The organism is Nonomuraea sp. 3N208, from assembly GCF_052245935.1.
Taxonomy (GTDB): Bacteria; Actinomycetota; Actinomycetes; order Streptosporangiales; family Streptosporangiaceae; genus Nonomuraea.
Genome location: NZ_JBQQBR010000052.1, coordinates 51,224 through 73,187, shown reverse-complemented (window position 1 = coordinate 73,187; position 21,964 = coordinate 51,224). Strand labels below are relative to the sequence as shown.

Here is a 21,964-nt window from a genome sequence, read left to right as displayed (position 1 = left end):
TCCAGGCGTTCCGAGCAGCGCCCCAGAGAACGCGAGCGACCCCAGCTTTCGTGGTTGGCGGCCCGGTTTCAAGGCGCGAGCGCGCGGCTGACAGGGGCCATCAAGCCTGTGCAGGCGGTAGCCCTTTGCCAGGGCGGGATCGAAGTCCGCTCCGTGGATGAGTTGTGCGGATGCGCTTCCGGACGGGGCCGAGCGATCTCGACGCGATGGCCAAACTGTACGTGCGGCTGCTGGTGACGGGATCCGGGCGGGCTCGTCCGGGCGGGCTCGTCCGGGCGGGCTCGTCCGGGCTCGTCGTGTGGAGACGGGTCAGGTGAGGTCGAACCGGTCGAGTTCCATGACCTTGGCCCAGGCTGCAACGAAGTCGGTCACGAACTTGTTGCGGGCGTCCTGGCCGGCGTAGACCTCCGCGAGGGCTCGTAGCTGGGAGTTGGAGCCGAAGATGAGGTCGACCACGGTGGCGGTCCACTTCACCTCATCGGTGGCCACGTCGCGGATCTCGTACACATGCTTCTCGGAGTCTGATGCCTTCCACCGGACGCCCGGGGAGAGCAGGTTGGTGAAGAAGTCGTTGGTGAGCACGCCGGGCCGGTCGGTGAGGACGCCGTGCTGGGTACCGCCGAAGTTGGCTCCGAGGGAACGCAGGCCGCCGATAAGGACGGTCATTTCGGGCGGGGTCAGGTTGAGCATGTAGGCACGATCGACGAGCAGCACCTCCGGTTGGGTCTTCTCGCCGGAACGCAGGTAGTTGCGGAACCCGTCGGCCCGCGGCTCGAGGACCCGGAAGGACTCGACGTCGGTCTGCTCCTGAATGGCGTCGGTGCGGCCTGGCCGGAACGGCACTGTCACTGCCACGCCGGCCTCGCGTGCTGCCTTCTCGACGGCGGCCGAGCCGGCCAGCACGATCAGGTCGGCGAGGGAGATCTTCGCGCCGCCGGCCTCGTTGAACTCGCGCTGGATGCTCTCGAGGGTGTCCAGGACCGTCGTGAGTTGCTCGGGCTGGTTGACCTCCCAGCTGCGCTGCGGCTGGAGACGGAGCCGGGCGCCGTTGGCGCCGCCGCGCTTGTCGGTGGACCGGAAGCTCGCGGCGGAGGCCCAAGCGGTGGAGACCAGTTGAGCGGTCGTGAGGCCGGACTCCAGGACCTTCGCCTTGAGGGAAGCGACGTCGGCGTCACCCACGAGTTCGTGGTCGACGGCCGGCACCGGGTCCTGCCACAGCTGGGGCTCGGCGACCCACGGTCCGAGGAAGCGGCTGACCGGACCCATGTCGCGGTGCAGCAGCTTGTACCAGGCCTTGGCGAAGGCCAACGCGAACTCGTCGGGGTTCTCCATGAAGCGGAGGGAGATCTTCTGGTACGTCGGGTCGACGCGCAGCGCCAGGTCGGTCGTGAGCATCGTCGGCTTGTGCTTCTTCGACGGGTCGTGCGCGTCCGGGATGATCGCCTCGGCGTCCTTCGCGACCCACTGCTTCGCGCCGCCGGGGCTCGTGGTGAGCTCCCACTCGTAGCTGAAGAGGATCTCGAAGAAGCGGTTGCTCCACTGCGTCGGCCGGTCGGTCCACGTCACCTCGAGACCGCTGGTGATCGTGTCACCGCCCTTGCCGGTGCCGTGGCTGCTCAGCCAGCCCAGGCCCTGCGCCTCCAGCGGCGCGGCCTCGGGCTCCGGCCCCACGTGGTCGTCCGCGATGCCGGCGCCGTGGGTCTTGCCGAACGTGTGGCCGCCGGCGATGAGAGCGACAGTCTCCTCGTCGTTCATCGCCATCCGTCCGAAGGTCTCGCGGATGAAATGCGCCGCCGCAGCCGGGTCGGCGTTGCCGCGTGGGCCCTCCGGGTTGACGTAGATGAGACCCATCTCGGTCGCGCCGAAGTTCGGCACCATCTCGGTGTCGGTGACGTAGCGCTCGTCACCGAGCCAGGCGTCCTCCGGACCCCAGAAGATCTCCTCTGGCTCCCAGACGTCCTCGCGGCCGAAGCCGAAGCCGAAGGTCTTGAAACCCATCGACTCCAGGGCGACGTTGCCTGCGAGAACGAGCAGGTCGGCCCAAGAGATCTTCTGGCCGTACTTCTGCTTCACCGGCCACAGCAACCGGCGGGCCTTGTCGAGGTTGGCGTTGTCGGGCCAGCTGTTGAGCGGGGCGAAACGCTGAGCGCCATCGCCGGCCCCGCCGCGACCGTCGTGGATGCGGTAGGTGCCCGCGGCGTGCCAGCTCATCCGGATCATGAGACCGCCGTAGTGGCCGAAGTCGGCCGGCCACCAGTCCTGCGAGGTGGTGAGCACCTCGATGATGTCCTGCTTGAGGGCCTCGACGTCGAGCTTCTCGAGCTCCTTGGCGTAGCTGAAGCCCTCTGCCAGCGGGTTGCCCTTGGACGAGTGCGCACGCAACACCGACAGGTCGACCTGGTTGGGCCACCAGTCCCGGTTCGTGTGCGGACGACCGCCGGTCTTCGGAGTCGGCGAGTCGATTGCCGGGTTCTCGCTCTCGCTGCCATGCGCGGTCACGGAGTCATGCGCGAGCGGGTAGCCGGCCGCCGCCTTCCGATCCACGCCCTGCGCGCTGGAGGGGGCGTTGTCCTGGGTGTCGCTCATCTGCTTCCTCCGAACTTCCGGATCACTGGGCAGTGCATCTAGTCGCACAGTCGAGGTAGGTGCCCCAATAGACGACCTCTAGACGACCTCCGGCGCGTCGACCACGAAGCCCTGGTCATCCGAGGCGGTGAGACAGGGAGCGTGGCCGACGGCGCAGTCGACGTACGCGACCGCACCGCAGGAGCGGCACACGACATGGTGGTGGTTGTCCCCCACCCGTGACCCGTAGCGGGCGGTCGTACCGGCGGGCTCGATGCGCCGCACCAAACCGGCGTTGGTCAGCGCACGCAGCACGTCCTACACCGCCTGGTGGGAGACCCTGGGGAGTTCGGCTCGTACCAGGGCGATCACCGTGTCCGTGTCGACGTGCGCGTGCTCGCGCAGCGGGGCGAGCACTGCCAACCGCAGCCGGGTCACGCGTAACCAAACCACTCGCAACTGCGTCTCGATGTCAGACGCCATATGGTCAACATAGCCCCCCTTCGAAGAGCAGATACGCGGCCCGGCCCTGCCCTGCCGTCTGGCTCGCAGCTTGGGCATGGGTCGTGCGAGCGAGCACGTGCTCGCGCTAGTGGCTGTAAGCCAGGCGGTCGTAGACAGCGCAGGAGACCGGGTCGGCGTCCAGGGCGCGGGCGAAGTCCGCGGGCTCGACTACGACAGGAGGCTCGGCATCGAATCCACCTGGGCCGATTCGGTCGGACAGGATAGCCCCGTGCACTGATCCATTCGCGAGTCCCCAGGGTCCTGGATGATCCGCGCCGCCATAAGCCGACGACGCATGACGTTGCATCCCATGGGGGCCCGTTGCTTCGAGCGTCATTCGACTGAAGCCGGCCCAGCCTAAGCCGACCTGGACGGTCCTGAGGTACTCGGCTGCTGCGACGATCAGATCGGGTAATCGGCCGGGATGGGCAGCGACGCGACATCAGTTGTGGCGTGCGGCCTTCGCCCCGGCCGGGCTGGACCTGGCTCCCCGAGTTGCCCGCCCATCTGGCCTCTGAAGAGCACGGCGGGCCTCAGATGTTCGGATGACGTCACCCACGTTGGATGACGATCATCGTTCATCATCCCGTATGGCGTCCTGCTCGCAGTCGCTCTGTCGGTCGTCCAGATGCTCGCCCGCTTCATGGTCGCTCGTGCGACTGGTGCCCTGCCGCCGATCGCGGCGTGGGCGAGTTAACCGATCTGTCCGTGGCTGTCGCACGAAGTCGTTGATCGAGCGGAGGTTGAGCTGTCTGCCGACGTTGTGACCGGGTTCGTTGGCAGTGGCCTCCTTGGGTGCGTGACCGTCGAACGCGATTTCCAGGCGCCAGCCGTCACGCCGCAGGATGACCGTAGGGCCGGAGGATCGCGGGACGGTCTGCACATCCCAGCCGTGCCGGTGTGCCCGGTGGGCAAGCGCGTGTGGATTCACCGATTCGTACTCCTTGTTCGAACGGGGTCCAGCAGAGTCGACGAACGGGCTGTCACGGGACTGATGCGACTTGTAGGCGGTTGGTCGATCCCTTCTATCGAGGGGACGGTTGGAAGTCCGGTTTCGGTTCCATGGCGAGCTTTGATGGCGGATCACGTTGCTCGCTCAAGGGACGGATCTGCAGACCCGGTTCGGACTGGCGGTGGGCCCTCTACGCCGTGGCCACGTTCCTGCTGCGGGGGCTGGCGTCGTTCTTGCCCGCCCGTCTGACGGGCCTCCTCGGGATCACCCCCGAGCCCGCCCTCAGGGATCGCCCTGACCTCTCCCTGGATCGTCCCATTTAACGGCGACGGGCCCCGATGGGGCTGTCTACGGTGAGGGCGATGAGCGCACGAGTGACGAGGCTCACTTGGAGCGGCGAACCGGGAATCAGTGAGGAAATGCGATGAAGGACTCTTTGTATTTCCGGTGCGCGTACAACGATCTGATCAAGAACAAGGGCGTCAATGTGGCGCTCGGGGTGGTTCTGGCCCTCAGTGCATTCTTGATGGCCACCGGGTCCATGGTGATGGAGCGTGTGGTCGGATCGGTCGATCAGCTCTTCGATGAGGCGAAGCCGCCGCACTTTCTGCAGATGCACAAGGGTGATCACGATCCGGATGCGCTGGCCCGGTTTGCCTCGGCGCATCCGGAGATCGATGCGTGGCTGGTCGAAGAGATCCTTGGCTTCGACGGCGCCGCCATCGCCTGGCACCGTCCGGTGACAGGTGAGGCAGGTGATTTCGCCGAAAGCTTGATCGACAACCTCTTCGTGACGCAGAACGAGGAGTTCGATTTTCTGATCGACGAGAGCGGGGCGATTCCGCGCCCCTCTCAAGGCGAGGTCTATGTCCCGGTCGCCTACCAGCAGAGATTCGGCCTTCGGGCCGGCGACGAGCTCGCGATCAGGACGGACGCCGGGATCCGGGACTTCCGCATCCAAGGGTTCGTACGCGATTCGCAGATGGCGTCATCGCTGTCCTCCGCCACCCGGTTCCTGGTCTCCGACGAAGGCTTCCAGGAGCTGGAGCGAGCCGGCGGCGGCGCGCCCGAGATCATCGCCGAGTATCGGCTGGCCGACTCGTCCTTGATATCCGAATTCCAGCGCGCGTACGAGTCCGATGAGGCCCTGCCGAAGAACGGCCAGGCGGTCACCTTTCAGATGATCCGCATCATCAATGCGTTCAGCGATGGCCTGATGGCAGTGGTCCTGGTGTTCGTGAGCCTCCTCCTCATCGTGATCGCCCTCCTCAACCTGCGCTTCGTGATCCGCGGAACACTGGAGGAAGAAGTCCGCGAGATCGGCGCGATGAAGGCCATCGGCCTTCCCCACAAGGTGATCGCCCGCCTGTATCTGGCGAAGTACCGCGTCATGACCTTCCTCGCGTGCATCGTCGGTGGCGTCCTGTCCGTCATCGCAACGAATCTCCTGACGCGCGGAATCCAGGCGAATTACGCCGAGGCGCAGCCCAGCGTCACGACGATCCTGGTGCCTGTGGTCGCGCTGGTGCTCGTCTATCTGTTCGTCGTCGCCATCTGCCGCGGTGTCCTCAGCGGGATCAAGAAGATCCAGGTCGTGAACGCCGTGGTTCACGGCAGCATGCTGGATGAGCGGCAGACCGCCCGCCGCACCAAGCGGCGGGCCAGGCGAGCTCGGCGAACCAGCCTCGCCTCGTATCGCGGCCGAAGCATCGGTAGGCGCCTGGCCCTTGTGGACCTCCGAGCCGAGGCAGGGCAATGGGTTTTGATCCCCATCGTCTTCTTCCTCGCCGGCGTCCTCATGACGCTCCCGATGAATCTGCTCAGCACGTTCGAGAGCCCCCGCTTCGTCACGTACATGGGGGCTTCAGAGAGTGACGTGCGCGCTGATCTGCAGTTCTCGGATGACGTCGACACCGTACGTGAGGACGTCCTCTCGAGCATGCAGGGCGATCGCCGGCTGACGGATGTGCGCGCGTTCGCCAACGTGCTGTACGAGACCCAAGGGGAAGGGTGGGAGACCCTGCGAGTCGAAGTGGGTGACTATTCCAGTGACACGGTCGAGTTCCTGCGGGGCGAGCGACCCGAACCCGGGCAGATCGCGCTGTCTGTCTTGAACGCGGACAAGTACCGGCTCTCGACCGGGGACGAGCTGACCATTCGCCACGGCGGCGAGTCGACCACGGTTGTCGTCAGCGGCATCTATCAGGACGTCACCAGCGGTGGATACACCGCCAAGATGCAGGGTGAGACGACGACCGGCGCGGTCGGCTACGTGATCTACGCGAACGTGGCCGACGGGGCAGACCCAGCTGCCGTCGCGGCTGATTACAGTGGGCGCTTTCCGGCTGCGGCCGTGATTCCGATGCGGGAGTACGTCCAGCAGACGCTGTCGTACGTGACAGACGCCTTCCGGTCGGCTGCAGTCCTGTCCTTCACCTTCGGGATCGGCGTCGCGGTGCTCATCACGAGCCTGTTCCTCAAACTGCGTCTGACGAGAGATCGAGGAAAGATGGGAGTCCTGTCCGCCCTCGGCTTCTCGGCAGGCGAAATCATCGCACAAGTGCGGGGCAAGACCCTCCTTTCCGTGGTCGCCGGGACCGTGCTCGGTCTTGTTTTCGCGGCCACGGCCGGAGAATCCCTCGTCGGCTTCTTCTTCTCATTCGCGGGATTGGGGATCTCGAATCTCGCGTTCCTTCCGAACCTGTTGCTCGTCTATGTGGCCTACCCGCTGATTCTGATCGCTGCCGGATGCCTCGGCGCCGTGGCTCTCACCGCGCGGCTTCGCTCTGTCGACAAGAGCTGGTGGCTCAAAGGATGAACAGGAGCACTCATGTCACACAATGACCAGGTCACGCTGGAATCCAAGGACCTGAGCAAAACGTACTACTCCACTGATCCGCCAACCCAGGTCCTCAACGGAATCGTCCTGTCCGTCAAGAAGGGTGAGTTCCTCGTCGTGATGGGAGCTTCCGGTTCCGGGAAGTCGACACTGCTCTACAACATCAGCGGAATGGACCGCCCAACGAGTGGGAATGTTTTCCTGGAAGGACGGGATCTGACCTCGCTGAGCGATACGGAGATGAGCCGCGTCCGGCTGACAAGGATGGGATTCATCTTCCAGCAGGCGTATTTTCTGAACAATCTGACGATCCGCGATAATATTCTCCTGCCCGCCCTGAAAGCGGCACCCAAGGAGAAGGAAATCGCGATCGCCCGCGTCGACAAGCTCATGGAGCGATTCGGGATCGCCCATGTGGGGCAGCACGGCACCACCCAGGTCTCAGGGGGCCAGCTGCAGCGGGCCTCTCTCTGCAGGGCACTGGCCTGCGAACCGTCCATCCTGTTCGCGGACGAGCCGACTGGCGCATTGAACAGCAGCATGACGGTCGAGGTCATGGATGCGCTCACGGACGTGCACAGCGAGGGAACGACCCTCGTCATGGTGACGCACGACCCCGCATGTGCCGCTCGAGCCGACCGCGTGATCTACCTCAAGGACGGCCTGCTGATCGACTCCCGTGAGCTGGGGAAATGGAGCAGAGTGCAGGCGATGCAACGCGAGGACGATCTCCTTGCGTGGCTGAGGGAGCTGGGCTTCTAAGCAGGCGTCGCAGGCGGCCTGCTGGCCCGCGTACACCACCGCGCTGGCCGGTGCCCATCGCGCCTGCCCGGCCGCAATGACCTCCACTGCGGTTCAAGGTCGTTCGTCTCGGGCTTCGCCCCTGCGGGCGCTCCACCTGTGACCCGCTCCCGAGACGGGCCGAAAGCGCGTGGCCGCCGACGCGCGGGGTCAGGGAGCTGGCCAGCCAGGCCACCCGCTCGGAGATGATCTCCGTCAGGACGGCCAGCCGCTCGGGGATGGCGCGCAGCGCGGCGACGTCGTACAGGTCCCAGCCCTTGTAGTCGTCGACCACGCTGGTCAGACCGCGTGCCTCCAGCTCGCTGATGTCGGCCTGGTCGACGTCGAGGCCGGTCACCACCCCGTCAAGGGCCTCCCTACGCGAGGGCGTCCGACGGGGCCGCCACGTTCTCGATGGACAGCACCTGCCTGCCCGCCCTGACCCCGATCCAGCCCCCGTCGGCGGGAAGCAGTTCGTCCACGTGCTGCGCCCCGGGCCACGGGACGATCCGTGCGATCGTGACGAGGTCACCGGTCACCGGCCCGGTCGCGCGTACGGCGGCCTCCAGCGCGGCGGGCGCGATCCCGTGGACGGGCGGGAACGGAGTCGTCCACAGGTCGGCGGCCGTCACGGTGGGCAGCCGCAGATCTCCTGTCCCGAGCACCAGCCCGGACCAGTCCAGCCGCCCGCCACCTGAGGCTGTCTCCCGAGTCAGGGCAGGAGGCGGGGCAGGAGGCGGGACAGGAGGCGCGGGTGGCGACGGCTGGTAGAGCAGCCGCATCGACCCGGCCACCGCGCCGTTCTCAGCGGTGACCGAGACGCGTACGCTCCACCCCTCCTCCGTCGTCTCGCCCACCGCCAGCGTGGTGAACCGGCTTCCCTTCTCGGCCAGCGTCAACGCCGACGGCCGCACCGCCACGTCGCGCAACGAGGCCAGGTGCTGGAGCGGCCAGCCGGGCGGCACCACCCAGTCCGCGACCGAGCACGCCTGCTCCACCAGCACCGACACCGGCAGCGCCGGCCGCCCGTCCACGGTGAAGTCGGCCAGGCATGGATGGGCGCCGGCCGTGTGCACCACGCTGCTGCGAAGGGATCGGAAGGGCTCGAACGCCTCGACCGAGCCGAGGAAGTGCGCGAGCCCGTGCAGCCGGGGCAGATCGGGGTGCCCGGTGAACAGCCAGAACCCGCGCAATTGGGTGGGCACCAGCGCCCCACCAACCTGGCCGATGAACATGACCTCCCCGGTGCCGCCGGAGCGCAGCTCGTCGATCCAGCGGCGCACCCCCTCGGCCGGGTCGATGGTGGACACGTACCGGACCGCCGCGTCGTAGTTGGCGATCACCCCGAGCCGCTCCCACGTCGGCCAGCACAGCGTCTGCGTCGGCAGCCCGTACGTGTTGCGCGCCCAGAACCCCAGCCTGGGCAGCGCCTCGTTGCCCGCCGCGTAGTCGATCTGCCCGATCATGCCGCCCATGCGCCCGGCCAGCGACCCCACGTTGCAGAAGACCTTGAGCGCCGCTCTCCGCTCCGGCGCGGCGAGCACCGCCCGGGTCAGGGATGTGAACCCCGACACCTTCACCTCGACCGTGCGCACGACCTCCTCGGGGGTCTTCCTGTCGAGCCTGGTGGGCAGGTCGATGCCTGCGTTGTGCACCACTACGCTCGGCGCTGGGATGCGGGCGAACAGGGCGTCCACCTGGTCCTGCCGTACGCAGTCGCACGGCTCGTAGGCGATGCGCAGGCCGTCACGCTCGGCGGCGGCCAGGTTCACGCCGACCTGTCGCAGCTCGGACTCGCGCTTGAGCGTCGCGCGCACCTTCCGCAGCTCGTCGGCGGTGCGGGCGGCGGCGATCCTGGCGCGGCGGAGAGCGGCGTAGCGGTCGTCCGGCATGCTGAGCCAGTCCGCGGCGGGCAGCTCGTCGCGCCCTGTCACCACGACGCGGCAGCCGAACCGCTCGGCCAGTCCGCGGGCCAGCGCGAAGCCGACGCCGCGCGCGCCCCCGGAGATCAGCACCACGTCACCGGAGTCCAGGTCCAGACGCGGCGGGGGCTCCGGGCTCGGCAGCGCGGTGAGCGCGTGGCGCACTCCCCGCCGGTAGCCGATCTCGAACAGGTCCCAGGCCGACAGCTCGGCCGCCAGCAGCCCGGCGAGCCCGTCCGGGTCGGTGGAGTCGACGTCCAGCACCTTTACCGCGAGGTTCGGCAGCTCGCGGGGCAGGCATTTGGCGAACCCCGCCCAGATCCCGCCCAGCGGCGAGTCGATCGGCCCGTCGTGGTAGCCCATCAGCCCGCCCATCGCGGTGACCGCGACATAGCAGCAGCGGTCGGCGCGCGACTCAGCCCGCCAGGAGCCGTACCTGCGCTGCACCATCCGCGTCGTCCTGGCCAGCGCGTCCTGCCATTCGACGCCGTCGAGCCGGTACGGGATGCCGGTGACGTTCAGGTCGACGATCCCGTCCCAGTCGTCGCGCTCCGGCTCGTGGCCGGGCGCGCACAGATCCGCCCCTAGGCCGCTCGCCACCTTCCCGGCCAGCTCCGCGTCCGAGCCGATGACCAGCAGCCGCCGCTCCACCAGGGACGGCTGGGGGAGCGGGTGCGGGACCGGCTCCCACACCATCCGCCGCACGGGCCGCACGAACGAGCCGGTCTCGAAGGACACCAGATGCGGCCGGACCGGTGCGCCAGCCGTCACGCCCGCTTGCGGCCGGACCGGTGTGCCAGCCGTCACGCCCGCTCCCGCACGACCGCCGGGATCCCGCTGCTGGGGAACAGCGTGATGTAGTGGCCGCTGCGCACCTCGCGCGTCCCGGACAGCCGCAGCCGGTACCGCTGCGACAGCATGGCCACCGCGGTCACCAGCGTCGCCATCGCCAGCCCCTTCCCGATGCACATCCGCCGCCCGCCCCCGAACGGCAGGAAGGCGTGCTTGTGCCGTTTGTCCTGGCCGTCGTCCAGGAAGCGCTGCGGGTCGTAGGCCTCCGGATCCGTCCAATGCTCGGGGGAGCGGTGCGTGCCGTACACGCTGAGCAGGACCGTCGTCCCCGCCGGGACGTCACGCCCGGCCAGGTTGTCCGGCTCTACGGCGTCCCGGGGGAACTGCCAGACCGGCGGATGCAGGCGCAGCGCCTCGTTCACCGCGGCCGTGGTCTGCGGCAGCTCGCCCAGCCGTTCCGGGGTGGGCGGTCCTTCGACCAGCACCTCGTCCACCTCGCGCTCGACGGCACGCCGCGCCTGCGGGTGCTTGGCCAGCTCGTACATGGTCCAGGCCAGCGCCTGGCCGGTGGTGTCAGAGCCGGCAAGCAGCAGCGTGCGGAGGTTGTCCGAGATCTCCGTGTCGGACAGCCCGGCCGCCAGCAGCAGACCGGCGGCGTCCGCGCCGTGGTCACCGCCAGCCCTCCGCGAGTCGATCACCTGGCGGATGATGTCGTCGAGCACCCGGTTCGACCACTTGCGTTCGCGGTGGTAGCGCGTCGGCACGAAGGACGGGATCAGGGAGGGCACGCCCTTGATCGTGCTGGTGTAGATGACCTTGTTGGCGATCGCGGCGGCCCGGGAGTAGTCGGTGCCCGACAGGTCCCGGCCGATCAGCGCCATGCCCATGACGTGCGCGGACACGTCCATCAGCTCGGGCGCGACGTCCACGACCGCGCCCGAGGCCGCGTGCTCCGACCAGCGCCGCAGCACCGCCTCCGTCGCGGCGACCGCCTCGCGGGCGTTGTCGTTCACCCGCTGCGGGGTGAAGGCGGGCTGCACCGCCTTGCGTGGCCCGCGCCACCCGTCGGTGTCCAGCGTCAGCAGGCCGGACCCCATCATGCCGAAGAACCCCTGGTACAGAGTGCCGCGCTGGTAGTTGTCCGGATTGGTGCGCAGCACCCGCTCGATCGCCTCAGGCTCGGTGACCTGAACGAACGGGATGGGCAACTGCACCGACACCAGCGAGTCGCGCTCCTGCATGCGCAGGGTGTAGGCCAGCGGATCCTTGAAGTACGGGATGGCGTCGCCGATCACCGGCAGCCCTCGCGGGCCGTGGGCGACCGGGCAGGTCCCTTCGCCGTTCATGCTCGCTCCTCGCGGTCGAATCGCTCTCTTTCGACGTACTCGCCGGTCTCCTGGTCCACGTAGCCGACGATGGCGCCGATGATGTCCTTCACCTGCAGCAGCACCTCGCCGCTCGACGCGACCGCGATGGCCCGGTTGTCCGGCTCGGGGTCCTCCAGATCGAGATCGACCGGGGTGACGTACAGCTCCACCGGCTCGGTCAGCGCGGCGAGCGTCAGATCGGTGTGCCCGCCGTACAGGTCGATGCGCCGGATCGAGCGGGGGATCGCGACGGGCGTCCAGCGGCCCGACACCCGCTCCAGCACGGCCACGCGCACCAGGCCGTCCAGCGTCACGGAGGGGACCAGCAGGTCGGGGAACCAGCGGCGTAGCGCGGGCGCGTCGAGCGCGAGCCGGCCGCGCCGTCCCATCGGGTGGGTCCGGGTGTCCGTGGTGGACCGGAACACCTCGCGCAGCAGCACGTCGGATCCAGGCACGTGGTACGGGTCGCGCAGCGGCCTGCTCCCGTGCTCGTCCCAGTGCGTCCACGCCGGGCCGGGCAGCGGGGCGTCCCGCAGCCGTACGGTGACCGAGAAGTGCGTCTTGTCGCGGGCGACCGTGACGCCGTTCGGGGCCACCACGTCTCCCAGCACCCGTACGGCCACCACCGACTCGCGCTCGTCGCTCCGCAGCAGCCTGGCGGTGAGCCGCTTCACCTCCGGCCGGTCCTTCCGGTAGATCCGCAGGAACGACTCCAGCCGCAGGTCCTCGAAGACCACCGGCACCCGGCCTGGCACCAGGGACACGGCGGCCTGCGCGGCCAGCTCCGGGACGAACGTGCCGGGCAGTGTGGGATATCCACGGACCTGGTGGAGATCGAGGTATCCGTCCCGTTCCATGGAGAACGTACGCTCGGCCACCAGTTCCACGGCGTCGCGGCGGAGCACCCTGTCGACGAACGGCAGCGCCCGCCTCGGGCCCGCCGAGAACTCCAGGAACTCGGGCACGGCGGCCCTGATCGCGGCCCGCTCCTTGTCCCCGAAAAACACCGTGACCGGCCCGTTCGACGCGTCCGGCCCGTTCGGCGCGGCGGCCAGCTCGGCCATGAAGTGCTCGACGCCCTCCTCGGTCGGCGTTGGGGTGAACTCGCCGCTGCCCTCCAGGAAGTCGCGCATCAGCGGGGTCGCGCCGAGCCCGATGTCGCGCCAGAGCGTCCACCCGATGGTGAACTCGCCCTCGGCGTTCATCGCGGTCGTGTTGAGGAAGTCGTTGGCGGCGCCGTAGTCGGTCTCGCCGCGCTGACCGGTCAGCCCGATGAACGAGCCGAAGTTGCACCACAGGCGTGGCGCCCGCTCGCGTAGTGCCTCCCTCAGGTTCAGGTAGGTACGGACCTTGAGGTCGCGCACCGCGCGGAAGTCGGCGACGGACTTGGCGGTGACGCCGGCGGCCCTGTTCGTCCCCGCGATGTTGAGCAGCAGGTCGATCGGGCCGTCCACGGCGGCCATGGCCCGCTCGACCGCGTCGCCGTCCCGCAGGTCGCAGCGCAGGTAGCGGACGCGTCCCGGTCCGCACAGCCGTTCCAGCCCGGCCAGCGTGCGCCGCACCTGCCGCGCCTCGCCCAGCCGGTCGAATCTGGCGTTCGCCTCCGGCACGCCGACCCCCTGCTTCAACAGGGTTCTGATGTACGCACTGCGGTCGGGCGTCTCGTCGGCGTCGTCGGGGAGCTCGGAGCTGCCCAGGATCACCAGGCGCGGGCGGTATCGCGCGGCCAGCGCCTCCAGGATCGGCGCGCCGATGCCCCGCGCCCCTCCGGCGGCCACAACCAGGGAGTCCTCGTTGAGCGGCGGAACGTCGGCCGGCGTGGCAGGGGCCGGCACCGCCCGCGGGGCGAGCCTGCGACCGCCTGCGTGATAGGTCACCGGGATGAGCTGCCGGGCGCCCAGCTCGGCGCTCACCGTGGCCAGCACCTCGTCGAGCGGCACGTCCGTGTGCACGGTGGCCAGCACGTCCGCGCCGGGGAACTCCAGCGCCAGGCTCTTGACCAGGCCCGTGAACAGCCCGGTGAAGGGCAGCGGCACGCCCGCCTCCGTCACGCCGCCCACGACGCTCACCACGAACGAGCCGCCGTCCAGGTGCGCGGCGCAGTCCTTGGCCGCCAGGAACGTCCGCTCGTGCAGGTCGAGCAACTCGCCGACCGGCTCCGACCAGCGAGCTTCGCGCAGGCGGGGGTCGGTGGCGTCCACTATCACCCGTACGTGCCCGGAGACCCCGTCGTCCACGCCCGCCCGGAACGTCGGTGAGTTGGTGAGCACGAGCGCGTCCCGAGGGATCGCGGGCGGAGCCGAGCGGACCGGACGGCGCGGGTCGGGCGCCAGCTCGAACACGTGGCGGTCCAGCAGGTGGGCGGCCCTTCGCAGCCTGGTCAGGCGGATCAGCCGCGTTCTCGCCGCAGGATCGGACCGGAGCTCGATCGCCGCGCCGCCCGCGTGGTCGCCGCCCTCCAGGAACGCGATCAGCTCGCGCGCGCCCTGTGCCCCCAGCAGGTTGGCCCGCGTCATGCCGTGGCCTCCAGTCTGCGCTCGGGCAGCCTCTCCTCGGCGACCGCCTCGACGGACACCTCGGCCAGCACCGGCAGCCCTTCCGCCAAAGCCAGCGACTTCCTGGTGACCGCGAACAGGAACGACCCCTCGCCGATCGGCCCGCCACCGAGCACCTCGGCCCACGACCTCAGGCTGTTGCCGTTGCTGCCCGCGACCAGCGCCACGTCCACGTCGCCGAAGTCCAGGTAACGCCCCGCCATGTCGAAGGCGTCGGCCAGCGAGGCCCGGCCGCCGTCCACGGCGATGTTGAGCCCGCGCAGGTCGAAGTAGCCGCACAGGCGCGCGGCGATGACGTTGGGCATCTCGCCGGGGAACGAATCCTCGTCCGGCTGGGCGATCAGCGCCGTCACGCGCTCGCGCAGCTCCCGCGCCCGCGGGCCCGCCAGCCGGTCGAGCTCGTCCAGGTGGGCGCGCACGGCGTACAGGACCGCGTTCCGCGTGGGCCCCGTGTGGCCCACGACCACGCCGGTCGTACGGCTGTGCCGCCCGCAGAAGTCGCGGATCCTCGGCTCCAGCCGCTGCATGCATTCGATGATCATGAGTTGGGTGCGGTCGGTGGCCCGGATCGTCGAGGCGGGCAGCCGCAGCCGGGCGAACGGAGGGCTCGGATAGCCGTCGCCGAACGATCCCGGCAGAATGTGTCGTCCCCGCGCCCACTCGGCGACCTGCTCGTTGTCCTCGGCGCCCGGCACATGCGCCGACCAGCCGACGATCACCATGGGTTCGCCGTTCCTGACTCCGTATCCCGCCTTGGCCGGACGGCCCGGCCGGTACTCCTGGACCAGCAGGTGTGCGTTGGTGCCGCCGAAGCCGAACCCCGACACGGCGACCGTGCGCGGCCCGTCCGGCCGGGGCGGCCACGACACGGGCCGGGTGGGGATGCGCAGGTTGGACGACTCCAGGGCGAAGCTGTCCGGCGCGGCCGAGAACCGGTGCTGGGCGGGGATCACCCCGTGCCTCAGTCCCAGGAGGGCGTGGATGAGCGACACCACCCCCGCCGCCCAGCCGGTGTGGCCGATCAGGGACTTGTTCGAGGTCACCTGGACCGGGTCCGTTCCGGCGTAGGCCGCGCGCAGGCTCAGGAACTCCGCCTCGTCGCCCGCCGGCGTCCCGGTCGCGTGTGCGATCACCCAGTCGACCTCGGCGGCGCCGATGCCTGACTTGTCCAAGGCCCTGGCCACGGCCAGCTCCTGGCCCGCGCTGGACGGCGCGTAGATCGCCTTGCCCTTGCCGTCGGCCGACAGCCCGACGCCCGCGACGAGCCCGTGCACGGTGTCGCCGTCGGCCAGCGCCCTGGACAGCCGCTTCAGCACGACCACGCCCGCGCCGTCGGAGAACAGCACGCCGTCGGCGCTCCTGTCCAGCGCGCGGACCTCGCCGCTCCGCGACAGGCCGTAAAGCTTGGAGAACAGCACCGAGCCGCCCGGAGCCAGCGCGAACGCCCCACCGCACACGGCGATCTCCGCCCTGCCCGCGAGGAGGTCGCGCAGCCCGAGATCGATCGCGTAGAGGGAGGACGAGCACGCCGTGTCCACCATGAGCAGCGGCGTGCCCGCCGGGAGCAGGCCGTCGATCGCGTTGGCGCCGATCCGGTGCGGGAACGGCTCCGATCGCGTGGCGTCGCCGTGCGGCAGCACGGCGGGTCCGCCGAGCTCCTGGTTGACCAGCGCCTCCTGGAGGTGCTGGCTGCCGTCCGGGGTATAGCCGAAGCAGGCGGTGTAACGGTCGCCGTCCCGCCTGGCCACCCCCTCCAGCGCCTGATGGACGCTGTGCCGCAGCCACAGGGTGGTGAAGTCGAGCCCGTCGTCCGGATGTTCGGCGGCCAGCCGCGGGTGCGGGGTGAAGCCGGTGATGAAGCCGGAGCGGCGCTGGTAGGTCTTGTCGGGCGCGCGCGGGTCGTCGTTGTGGAAGCTCGCGATCGGCCAGCGGTCGGGCGGGACGTCCACGAACAGGTCGGCGCCTTGGGTGAGCAGTTGCCAGAACGTGTCAGGGTCGCTGGCTCCCGGCACGGCCAGCCCCATGCCGACCACCGCGATCGGGTCCACGTCCTGGGCCTTCGGGTCCACCGGGTCAACGCTCTGGGCCGTCCCCGGCTTCGGCGCTGCTTTGGCGGGTGGGGGCGGGTCCGGCGACAGTGCGCGGCGCTGCAGCGACATGCCGCCGTCCGCCACCACCGTCTGGCCCGTGACCCAGCCCGCGCCAGGTGAGGCCAGCAGCATCACCAGGTTCGCCAGGTCGGCCGGGGTGGCCAGGCGGCCCATCGGGGTGGCGGCCACGGTGTTCGCGCTCATCGACTCGAACCCGGGGAAGCTCCGGCCGACCGGGTTGTCCAGCAGTCCGGCGGAGGCGGTGTTCACCCGGATCCCGTCCCCCGCGAACTCGGCGGCCAGGTAGCGGGTAAGTGCCTCAAGCGCCGCCTTGGACAGCCCTACCGGCAGGTAGCTGGCCGGCGCGTATGCCGCCCCGACCGAGGAGACGTTCACCACGCAGCCCGCGTCCGAGCGTGCCAGCAGCGAGCGGGCGGCACGGGCGCACCACAACGCGCCCTTGACGTTGGTCTCGTACGCCTGGTCCAGATGCTCCTCGGTCAGCTCGTCCCAGCCGACGAACGTGCCCGCGGCGGCGTTGTTGACCAGCAGGTCCAGCCGCCCGTACGTCGAGGCCACCTCGTCGAACATCCGGCGCACCTGCTCCTGCCTGGCCACCGATGCCCTGATCACCCGGACGCCGCCGCCCAGCTCGGCCGCCAGCGCCTTGGCCGCGTCGTAGGAGTGGAAGCAGTTGAGCACGACCGTGGCGCCCGCCTCGGCGAGCGAGCGCACGATGTGCGCGCCCACGCTGCCCGCGCCGCCCGTGACGAGGGCCACCCTTCCCCGGAACGCCGTCATGCCGCACCCGCCCCGGCCAATGAGTCCACGACGAAGTCGACCACCTGGCCGAACGTCCGGTAGTCGGACATCCGCAGGTCGTCGGGACGCGGGCCCAGCTCGAACAGCGTGCCGAGCCTGCCCATGAGCTCCACACGCTTGACCGAGTCGACGCCGAGATCGGCCTCCAGCTCGGCGTGGTCCTCGAAGACCTCCTCGGGGTACTCCAGGGTGGTGGCGTAGAGGTCGCGTACGCGTGCGGCGATCGCGTCCCTCGACAGCTCGGCCGGGGCTCGCTGAGCCGGCGCTTCCGGAACATGGCTCTCCCGCGCTGGTACGGCCTGCGCGGCACTCTCCTGCGCCGGTACGGCCCGCGTGGCATCCTCCTGCGCGTGACCGGAGGGAGCGTGTGTTCGGGGTCCGGTGGCGGCGGGAGCCAGGAACCGTCCCGTCTCCCGTAACGTGTCCACGCCCTGCAACAGCGGAGTGTGCACGGACGCGGCCCGGTGCGCGGAAGAGACCCGGGAGGTCAGAGCGCGCCCCGCGCCCACCTCCACCCAGACTCCCGCGCCTGAGCCGTGCAGCCGCTCCACGGCGGCGCCGAACCGCACCGGCGTGACCAGGTGGGAGGCGAGCAGTTCGCCGAGGTCGTCCGAGTCGCGGTAGTAGCGGCCCAGGATGGGCGAGAAGACGGGCACGCTGAGGCCGCGCCGGTCGTACCCGGTGAGCCTGCGGGCCAGCTCCTGCCTGGCCGCGGCGAGCAGCGGGCTGTGGAACGGATGCGGCGAGCGCAGCGGGGTGGCGGACAGGCCGATGGCGGTGGCGATCGCGGCCGTGCGCCGCAGCGCGTCAGCGGGCCCCGCGACCACCGTCTGCTCCGGTCCGTTGTCTACGGCGATCACCGCGCCGGAGGTCGGCAGCAGGTCCAGGATCTGCCGGGTGCGCTCCGTCGCGCAGCCCAGCGCCAGCAAGCCGCCGCCGCTGCTGTCGTGCTCGCGCAGCGCGGTGATCCGGTGGCAGAGGATCTCCGCGCCCTCGGCGACGTCCAGCGCGCCGCCGGCGACCAGCGCGGCGATCTCGCCGAGACTGTGCCCGACCAGCACGCTGAACCGCGCCCCTTCCTCGCGGAGCGCGCGGAAGGCGGCGACCGAAGTGGCGAACACCGCCAGCTGCAACACGTCCGGCGCCTCATCGAGCAATTGGTCCGCGGAATCACCGGAAAAGGCGCGTTCCAACCCTTTGCCCAGTATTCCTGTGGCCACGGCGTCAATGGTTTCGACCGCAGCGGCCGCGGCATCTCCACGGGATTTCAACCAGTGCAGAGCGTCCTGAACATAGGCACCCTGACCTGGGAAAAGACCTACCACGATTTCAACAGTGCTCAGCATTGGGTCCCCTTTCCCGAGCACGGCGGCTGGGCGAATTCGGCGCCCCTTGGATCCCCGGTGTGAAAAGGCGCGTGCGGGGGATTGACGTGTTCGACGATAACCGCGGCCGTGACACGCCGCACACCCCTAAGGCATGGCTTCAGGGGTGCGGACTCCGCCGATAGGGTCGGGCTCCTCGAGCATGCCTACGAAGGGCAGCTCTTCGCGCCATTTCCGGCGCCACCAGGAGATGTGGGTGTTCACGACGATGCGGTGCACGTAGGAATCGGGGTTGGTCTTGATCCGGCCCCATGCCACCCAGGCCTTCGCCAGCGCGGTCTGCACAACGTCTTCGGCGGTCGCACGGCCTCCCGTGAGCAGGAAGGCTGAATGTCGTAACCGGTCGTAGCGTGTTCGTCGCTTTGGCCACGGGTTTGGTGGCCTGTACCCGGATGCGCACGGTCACCGGGATGCTGATCGGCGCGGGCATGAACCTGGCCTGGCGGCACGAACGCGCGCACCGGTTCTTCTCCCGCGCGGCCTGGTGCATCGACCACGTCGGGCTGGTGCTGGCCCGGCTCATCATCGCGACGCTGGTGGAGCCGGACGCACCGCTGATCGTGGCGATCGACGACAGCGTCACACGCCGCTCAGGTAAGCAGGTGCATGGGGCGTTCTGGCAGTACGACGGGTCGGCCACCGGCTCGAAGAAGACCAGCCGTGGCAACTGCTTCGTCACGCTCGGGATCGTCGTGCAGCTGCCGTTCCTGCCCCGCGCGGTGTACGGCGCGCGCATCGCTAGGACGGCGTCGGTCAGCTCGGCGGGCTCACGTGCGCTCGAGGCGCAGCCGGATCACGTCGCGCTGCATAGCGAACAGCCGCACCGCAGCCTCACGCGCGTCGACGGGCAGTTCGTCGCGCGCGGCCGCCAAGTCTCGCCAGGCAACCCATATGATCATCGGGTGGCGTTACCGAGGATCACAACGATCGTCCTGATGCTCGCCCTAACGGCCGGCTGCGGAGGCGGCGATGCGGTCACGGCGCGAACGCCCGCAGAGGCGGTGACTCAGCGGATGAAGGACTCGACCGGTGTGAAGGTCACCAGGCTGGTCCGCCTGGACTACGGCGAGAAAGTGTTCACCCCTCCAGCGGAGGACGACTCCGTCGCGCTGGTCAACATCGGCGAATACAGCGAGAGCCGCGCCACTGGCGTCCTCGGCGCGACCGCCTCCGACCTGACCGCGACCTACTACCGGACCAATGTCCCCGATGAGCTGAAAAGCGTTGTCCCGACCGACCTGTCCTACATGACGACCAGGACGATCACGATCGCAGGCTCCGGCACCTACCAGTACCGGGCTGATCGGCAGGACGTTCCTGCGGGCAAGTCCTGGCTTCATGGCCGCAGCTCCAGGTGCGAGCAGTTGTTGCGCGCCATCGGCTCGCTCGGCGTACGCAGCCTCGTCACACCCGAGGTGCTGCGAAAACTGGCGGCCCCGGCTCCCTCTTCGGGGGAGGCCATCGACGGAGTTGCCACCGTCGTGCACGCCGGGAGCAGCTCACTGACGGAGTTCGCCATCGCGGCTCCACACGACGACCCCGTGATCGCCGCCCAATTTCGCAAGCGGAACGACTTGACACAGATCTCCTGGCAGCTGTGGGTCGGACCGGACCGGCTTCCCCGTCGGGTGCGCCTCACCTCGACCGATCCCATGGCCGAGGACAATCAGCCCAAGACCATCGTGACCGAGGTCGACTTCACCGACTGGGGCAGCGATGTGCTCATCGACCCCCCACCGTCGGACCAGGTGCACGAGACCGGGACTTGTCTCGGCCCGGAGCCATACTGAGCCGTTGGAACTCCGGCCTCGGCAGCGGCTCGTGGAACATGAACTCGGGGACAGCGCGGATCCGCACCCGGCTTCCTGCCCATTGCGTGACCCGCTACTAATGACGTGCGGAGCATCTCTACTGGGACCTCGGATCTCGCGCAGGCGGCGCCTGCTTCGAGGTGGAGCTGCGCGGCTCGGCCGCCAGAGTGTGTCTCATGGACGTCGACGACTACCAGGCATATCTCGACGGTGACGAGTACGAGGATTACGGCGGCTTCTTTGACGTCAGCCCCGTCGTCCTGGAGGTGCCCTATGACGGCTATTGGTATCTCCTCGTCGACAGCAATGGCCGGCGGGTCAGGGTCCAGTTCACCGAGGTCTTCGACTGACCGCGTCGCCCGCCGGCCGTTCCGGGCGTTCATCCAGCTGTCGAATCTCAAGGCCGTCTGGACCGATCACAATGGCGTCGACCAAGTCGTGCGCGCGTCCGGCATCGACTGGACCCTTGCTAGGGCCGTGATGCTCACTGACAAGCCGGTCGATGATCAGGTACGGGCCGCCGAGGCGGGTACGGACAAGCCAGGTACCCGCATCTACCGCGCCGACCTCGCCCGCTTCCTCCTGGACACCGTCGAGCAGGGCACCTGGATCGGCAAAACCCCGCTCGTCTGGAACGCACGCGGCTAACGCTCGCCCTGCAACCCACAACCGCCCACACCCCTCGTTTCCGCACCAGTTGAGGAGAACCTCCATGTCCAAAGTGATCGCGATCTTCGGCGCCGGGACGGGCCTCGGCGCCTCCGTCGCCCGCCGCTTCGCCCGCGAGGGCTTCAGCGTCGCCCTGGTGGCCCGCCGCAAGGACCGCCTCGACGCGCTCGTCGAGCAACTCACCGCCGACGGCATCGAGGTGGCCGGTTTCAGCGCCGACCTGTCGCAGCCCACCGGGGTGCCCGCCGTAGTCGCGGCCATCCGCGACCGTTTCGGCCGCATCGACGTCGTCGAGTACGGACCGATCAGCACCGAGCAGACCTTCGTCCCGGCCGCGCAACTGGACGCGGCCACCCTGCAAAAGGACAGCCCGCTGCTGCTGCTCACCCCGGTCGAGGTGGTCCGCGCCGTGCTACCAGAATGGACTGAACGCGGCGACGGTGCCTTCCTCATGACCACCGGCGCCACAGCCGGCCACCCCATGCCTCACCTCAGCGGCGTCGGCCCGCTTATGGCCGCCGCCCGCAACTGGCTGTACTCCCTCAACGGTGAGCTGGCCCCATCCGGCATCTACGCTGGCACGCTGTCCATCGCCGCCTTCATCGCCCGTAGCGAGATGGGTGAGAAGCACGCGCGGCGGCGAGCTGCCGGACATCACCTACCGCCGCGTATGGGCGAAGGCCCGCAGAGACGCGTTGACGCCCAACCAGGCCGCCTCACCACTGGCCAAGCGGGCTTACGACCTACGCCACGCCTGCGTCTCCACGTGGCTCAACGCGGGCGTGCCCGCCACGCAGGTCGCGGCCTGGGCCGGACACAGCGTGGAGGTCCTGCTGCGCATCTATGCCAAGTGCGTCGCAGGACAAGACGAGGCCGCGAAACGACGTATCGCTCAGGCGCTGGGTGATGAC

The 21,964-nt window shown here is 69.2% G+C and carries 12 protein-coding genes and 3 pseudogenes; 7 read left to right on the top strand and 8 right to left on the bottom strand.

Features of this window, described 5'->3' with window-relative positions; translation table 11 throughout:
- The first annotated feature begins 170 nt into the window (after positions 1-170).
- Positions 171-317 carry a hypothetical protein gene (locus tag ACTWPT_RS50165; protein WP_443184646.1) on the top strand — a complete coding sequence of 49 codons (147 nt, stop codon included), beginning with the start codon at positions 171-173 and terminating at the stop codon, positions 315-317.
- On the opposite strand, the gene katG is transcribed toward ACTWPT_RS50165, so the two are convergent.
- Together katG and ACTWPT_RS50155 are read right to left on the bottom strand one after the other, a co-directional pair.
- Entirely contained in the window at positions 310-2,586 is a 2,277-nt protein-coding gene (gene katG / locus ACTWPT_RS50160; RefSeq protein ID WP_443184645.1) for a catalase/peroxidase HPI, read from the bottom strand. The genes ACTWPT_RS50165 and katG overlap by 8 nt on opposite strands.
- Positions 2,587-2,664: 78 nt before the next feature.
- Positions 2,665-3,048, bottom strand: a pseudogene (locus tag ACTWPT_RS50155) (Fur family transcriptional regulator).
- Between the two features lie 1,397 nt (positions 3,049-4,445).
- Here ACTWPT_RS50155 and ACTWPT_RS50150 point away from each other — a divergent pair.
- A complete protein-coding gene (locus tag ACTWPT_RS50150) occupies positions 4,446-6,839 on the top strand; it encodes an FtsX-like permease family protein (protein ID WP_443184644.1) in 2,394 nt (797 codons plus the stop codon).
- A 12-nt stretch (positions 6,840-6,851) separates the two neighbouring features.
- Positions 6,852-7,622 (top strand): ABC transporter ATP-binding protein, encoded by a 771-nt coding sequence (locus ACTWPT_RS50145; RefSeq protein ID WP_443184643.1) that lies wholly within the window; start codon positions 6,852-6,854, stop codon positions 7,620-7,622.
- A gap of 395 nt (positions 7,623-8,017) precedes the next feature.
- Here the strand turns inward: ACTWPT_RS50145 and ACTWPT_RS50140 are convergent, their stop codons facing one another.
- The 6 genes and pseudogenes from ACTWPT_RS50140 to ACTWPT_RS50115 all read right to left on the bottom strand — a co-directional run.
- Entirely contained in the window at positions 8,018-10,369 is a 2,352-nt protein-coding gene (locus ACTWPT_RS50140; protein WP_443184642.1) for an SDR family NAD(P)-dependent oxidoreductase, read from the bottom strand.
- Complete coding sequence (locus ACTWPT_RS50135) at positions 10,366-11,700, bottom strand: cytochrome P450 (RefSeq protein WP_443184641.1); 1,335 nt, start codon at positions 11,698-11,700, stop codon at positions 10,366-10,368. The genes ACTWPT_RS50140 and ACTWPT_RS50135 overlap by 4 nt, the downstream gene beginning before the upstream one ends.
- A complete protein-coding gene (locus ACTWPT_RS50130; protein WP_443184640.1) occupies positions 11,697-14,237 on the bottom strand; it encodes a KR domain-containing protein in 2,541 nt (846 codons plus the stop codon). The genes ACTWPT_RS50135 and ACTWPT_RS50130 overlap by 4 nt, the downstream gene beginning before the upstream one ends.
- Positions 14,234-17,167, bottom strand: a complete 2,934-nt coding sequence (locus ACTWPT_RS50125) for an SDR family oxidoreductase (protein ID WP_443184639.1) — start codon at positions 17,165-17,167, stop codon at positions 14,234-14,236. Before ACTWPT_RS50125 ends, ACTWPT_RS50130 begins: the two co-directional genes overlap by 4 nt.
- Positions 17,164-18,534 carry an acyltransferase domain-containing protein gene (locus tag ACTWPT_RS50120; protein WP_443184638.1) on the bottom strand — a complete coding sequence of 457 codons (1,371 nt, stop codon included), beginning with the start codon at positions 18,532-18,534 and terminating at the stop codon, positions 17,164-17,166. Before ACTWPT_RS50120 ends, ACTWPT_RS50125 begins: the two co-directional genes overlap by 4 nt.
- Positions 18,535-18,660: 126 nt before the next feature.
- Positions 18,661-18,909 (bottom strand): annotated as a pseudogene (locus ACTWPT_RS50115) (sigma factor); the annotation flags it as partial.
- A 56-nt stretch (positions 18,910-18,965) separates the two neighbouring features.
- Here ACTWPT_RS50115 and ACTWPT_RS50110 point away from each other — a divergent pair.
- The 4 genes and pseudogenes from ACTWPT_RS50110 to ACTWPT_RS50095 all read left to right on the top strand — a co-directional run bounded on the left by ACTWPT_RS50110 (position 18,966) and on the right by ACTWPT_RS50095 (position 21,960).
- Positions 18,966-20,363 (top strand): transposase, encoded by a 1,398-nt coding sequence (locus ACTWPT_RS50110; protein ID WP_443184637.1) that lies wholly within the window; start codon positions 18,966-18,968, stop codon positions 20,361-20,363.
- A gap of 131 nt (positions 20,364-20,494) precedes the next feature.
- Positions 20,495-20,734, top strand: a pseudogene (locus ACTWPT_RS50105) (DUF1883 domain-containing protein); the annotation flags it as partial.
- On the top strand, positions 20,658-21,032 hold the full coding sequence (locus ACTWPT_RS50100; protein ID WP_443184636.1) for an NAD(P)H-binding protein: 375 nt from the start codon (positions 20,658-20,660) through the stop codon (positions 21,030-21,032). The pseudogene ACTWPT_RS50105 and the gene ACTWPT_RS50100, both read left to right, overlap by 77 nt.
- A gap of 64 nt (positions 21,033-21,096) precedes the next feature.
- Positions 21,097-21,960: an SDR family NAD(P)-dependent oxidoreductase gene (locus ACTWPT_RS50095; RefSeq protein ID WP_443184635.1), complete on the top strand. Its 864-nt coding sequence runs from the start codon at positions 21,097-21,099 to the stop codon at positions 21,958-21,960.
- Positions 21,961-21,964 lie beyond the last annotated feature (4 nt).

Coding starts and splice junctions, on each gene's coding strand:
- ACTWPT_RS50165 (WP_443184646.1), top strand. CDS start 171: ATGCGCTTCCGGACGGGGCCGAGCGATCTCGACGCGATGGCCAAACTG.
- katG (WP_443184645.1), bottom strand. CDS start 2,586: ATGAGCGACACCCAGGACAACGCCCCCTCCAGCGCGCAGGGCGTGGAT.
- ACTWPT_RS50150 (WP_443184644.1), top strand. CDS start 4,446: ATGAAGGACTCTTTGTATTTCCGGTGCGCGTACAACGATCTGATCAAG.
- ACTWPT_RS50145 (WP_443184643.1), top strand. CDS start 6,852: ATGTCACACAATGACCAGGTCACGCTGGAATCCAAGGACCTGAGCAAA.
- ACTWPT_RS50135 (WP_443184641.1), bottom strand. CDS start 11,700: ATGAACGGCGAAGGGACCTGCCCGGTCGCCCACGGCCCGCGAGGGCTG.
- ACTWPT_RS50130 (WP_443184640.1), bottom strand. CDS start 14,237: ATGACGCGGGCCAACCTGCTGGGGGCACAGGGCGCGCGCGAGCTGATC.
- ACTWPT_RS50125 (WP_443184639.1), bottom strand. CDS start 17,167: ATGACGGCGTTCCGGGGAAGGGTGGCCCTCGTCACGGGCGGCGCGGGC.
- ACTWPT_RS50120 (WP_443184638.1), bottom strand. CDS start 18,534: ATGCTGAGCACTGTTGAAATCGTGGTAGGTCTTTTCCCAGGTCAGGGT.
- ACTWPT_RS50110 (WP_443184637.1), top strand. CDS start 18,966: ATGCGCACGGTCACCGGGATGCTGATCGGCGCGGGCATGAACCTGGCC.
- ACTWPT_RS50100 (WP_443184636.1), top strand. CDS start 20,658: ATGACGGCTATTGGTATCTCCTCGTCGACAGCAATGGCCGGCGGGTCA.
- ACTWPT_RS50095 (WP_443184635.1), top strand. CDS start 21,097: ATGTCCAAAGTGATCGCGATCTTCGGCGCCGGGACGGGCCTCGGCGCC.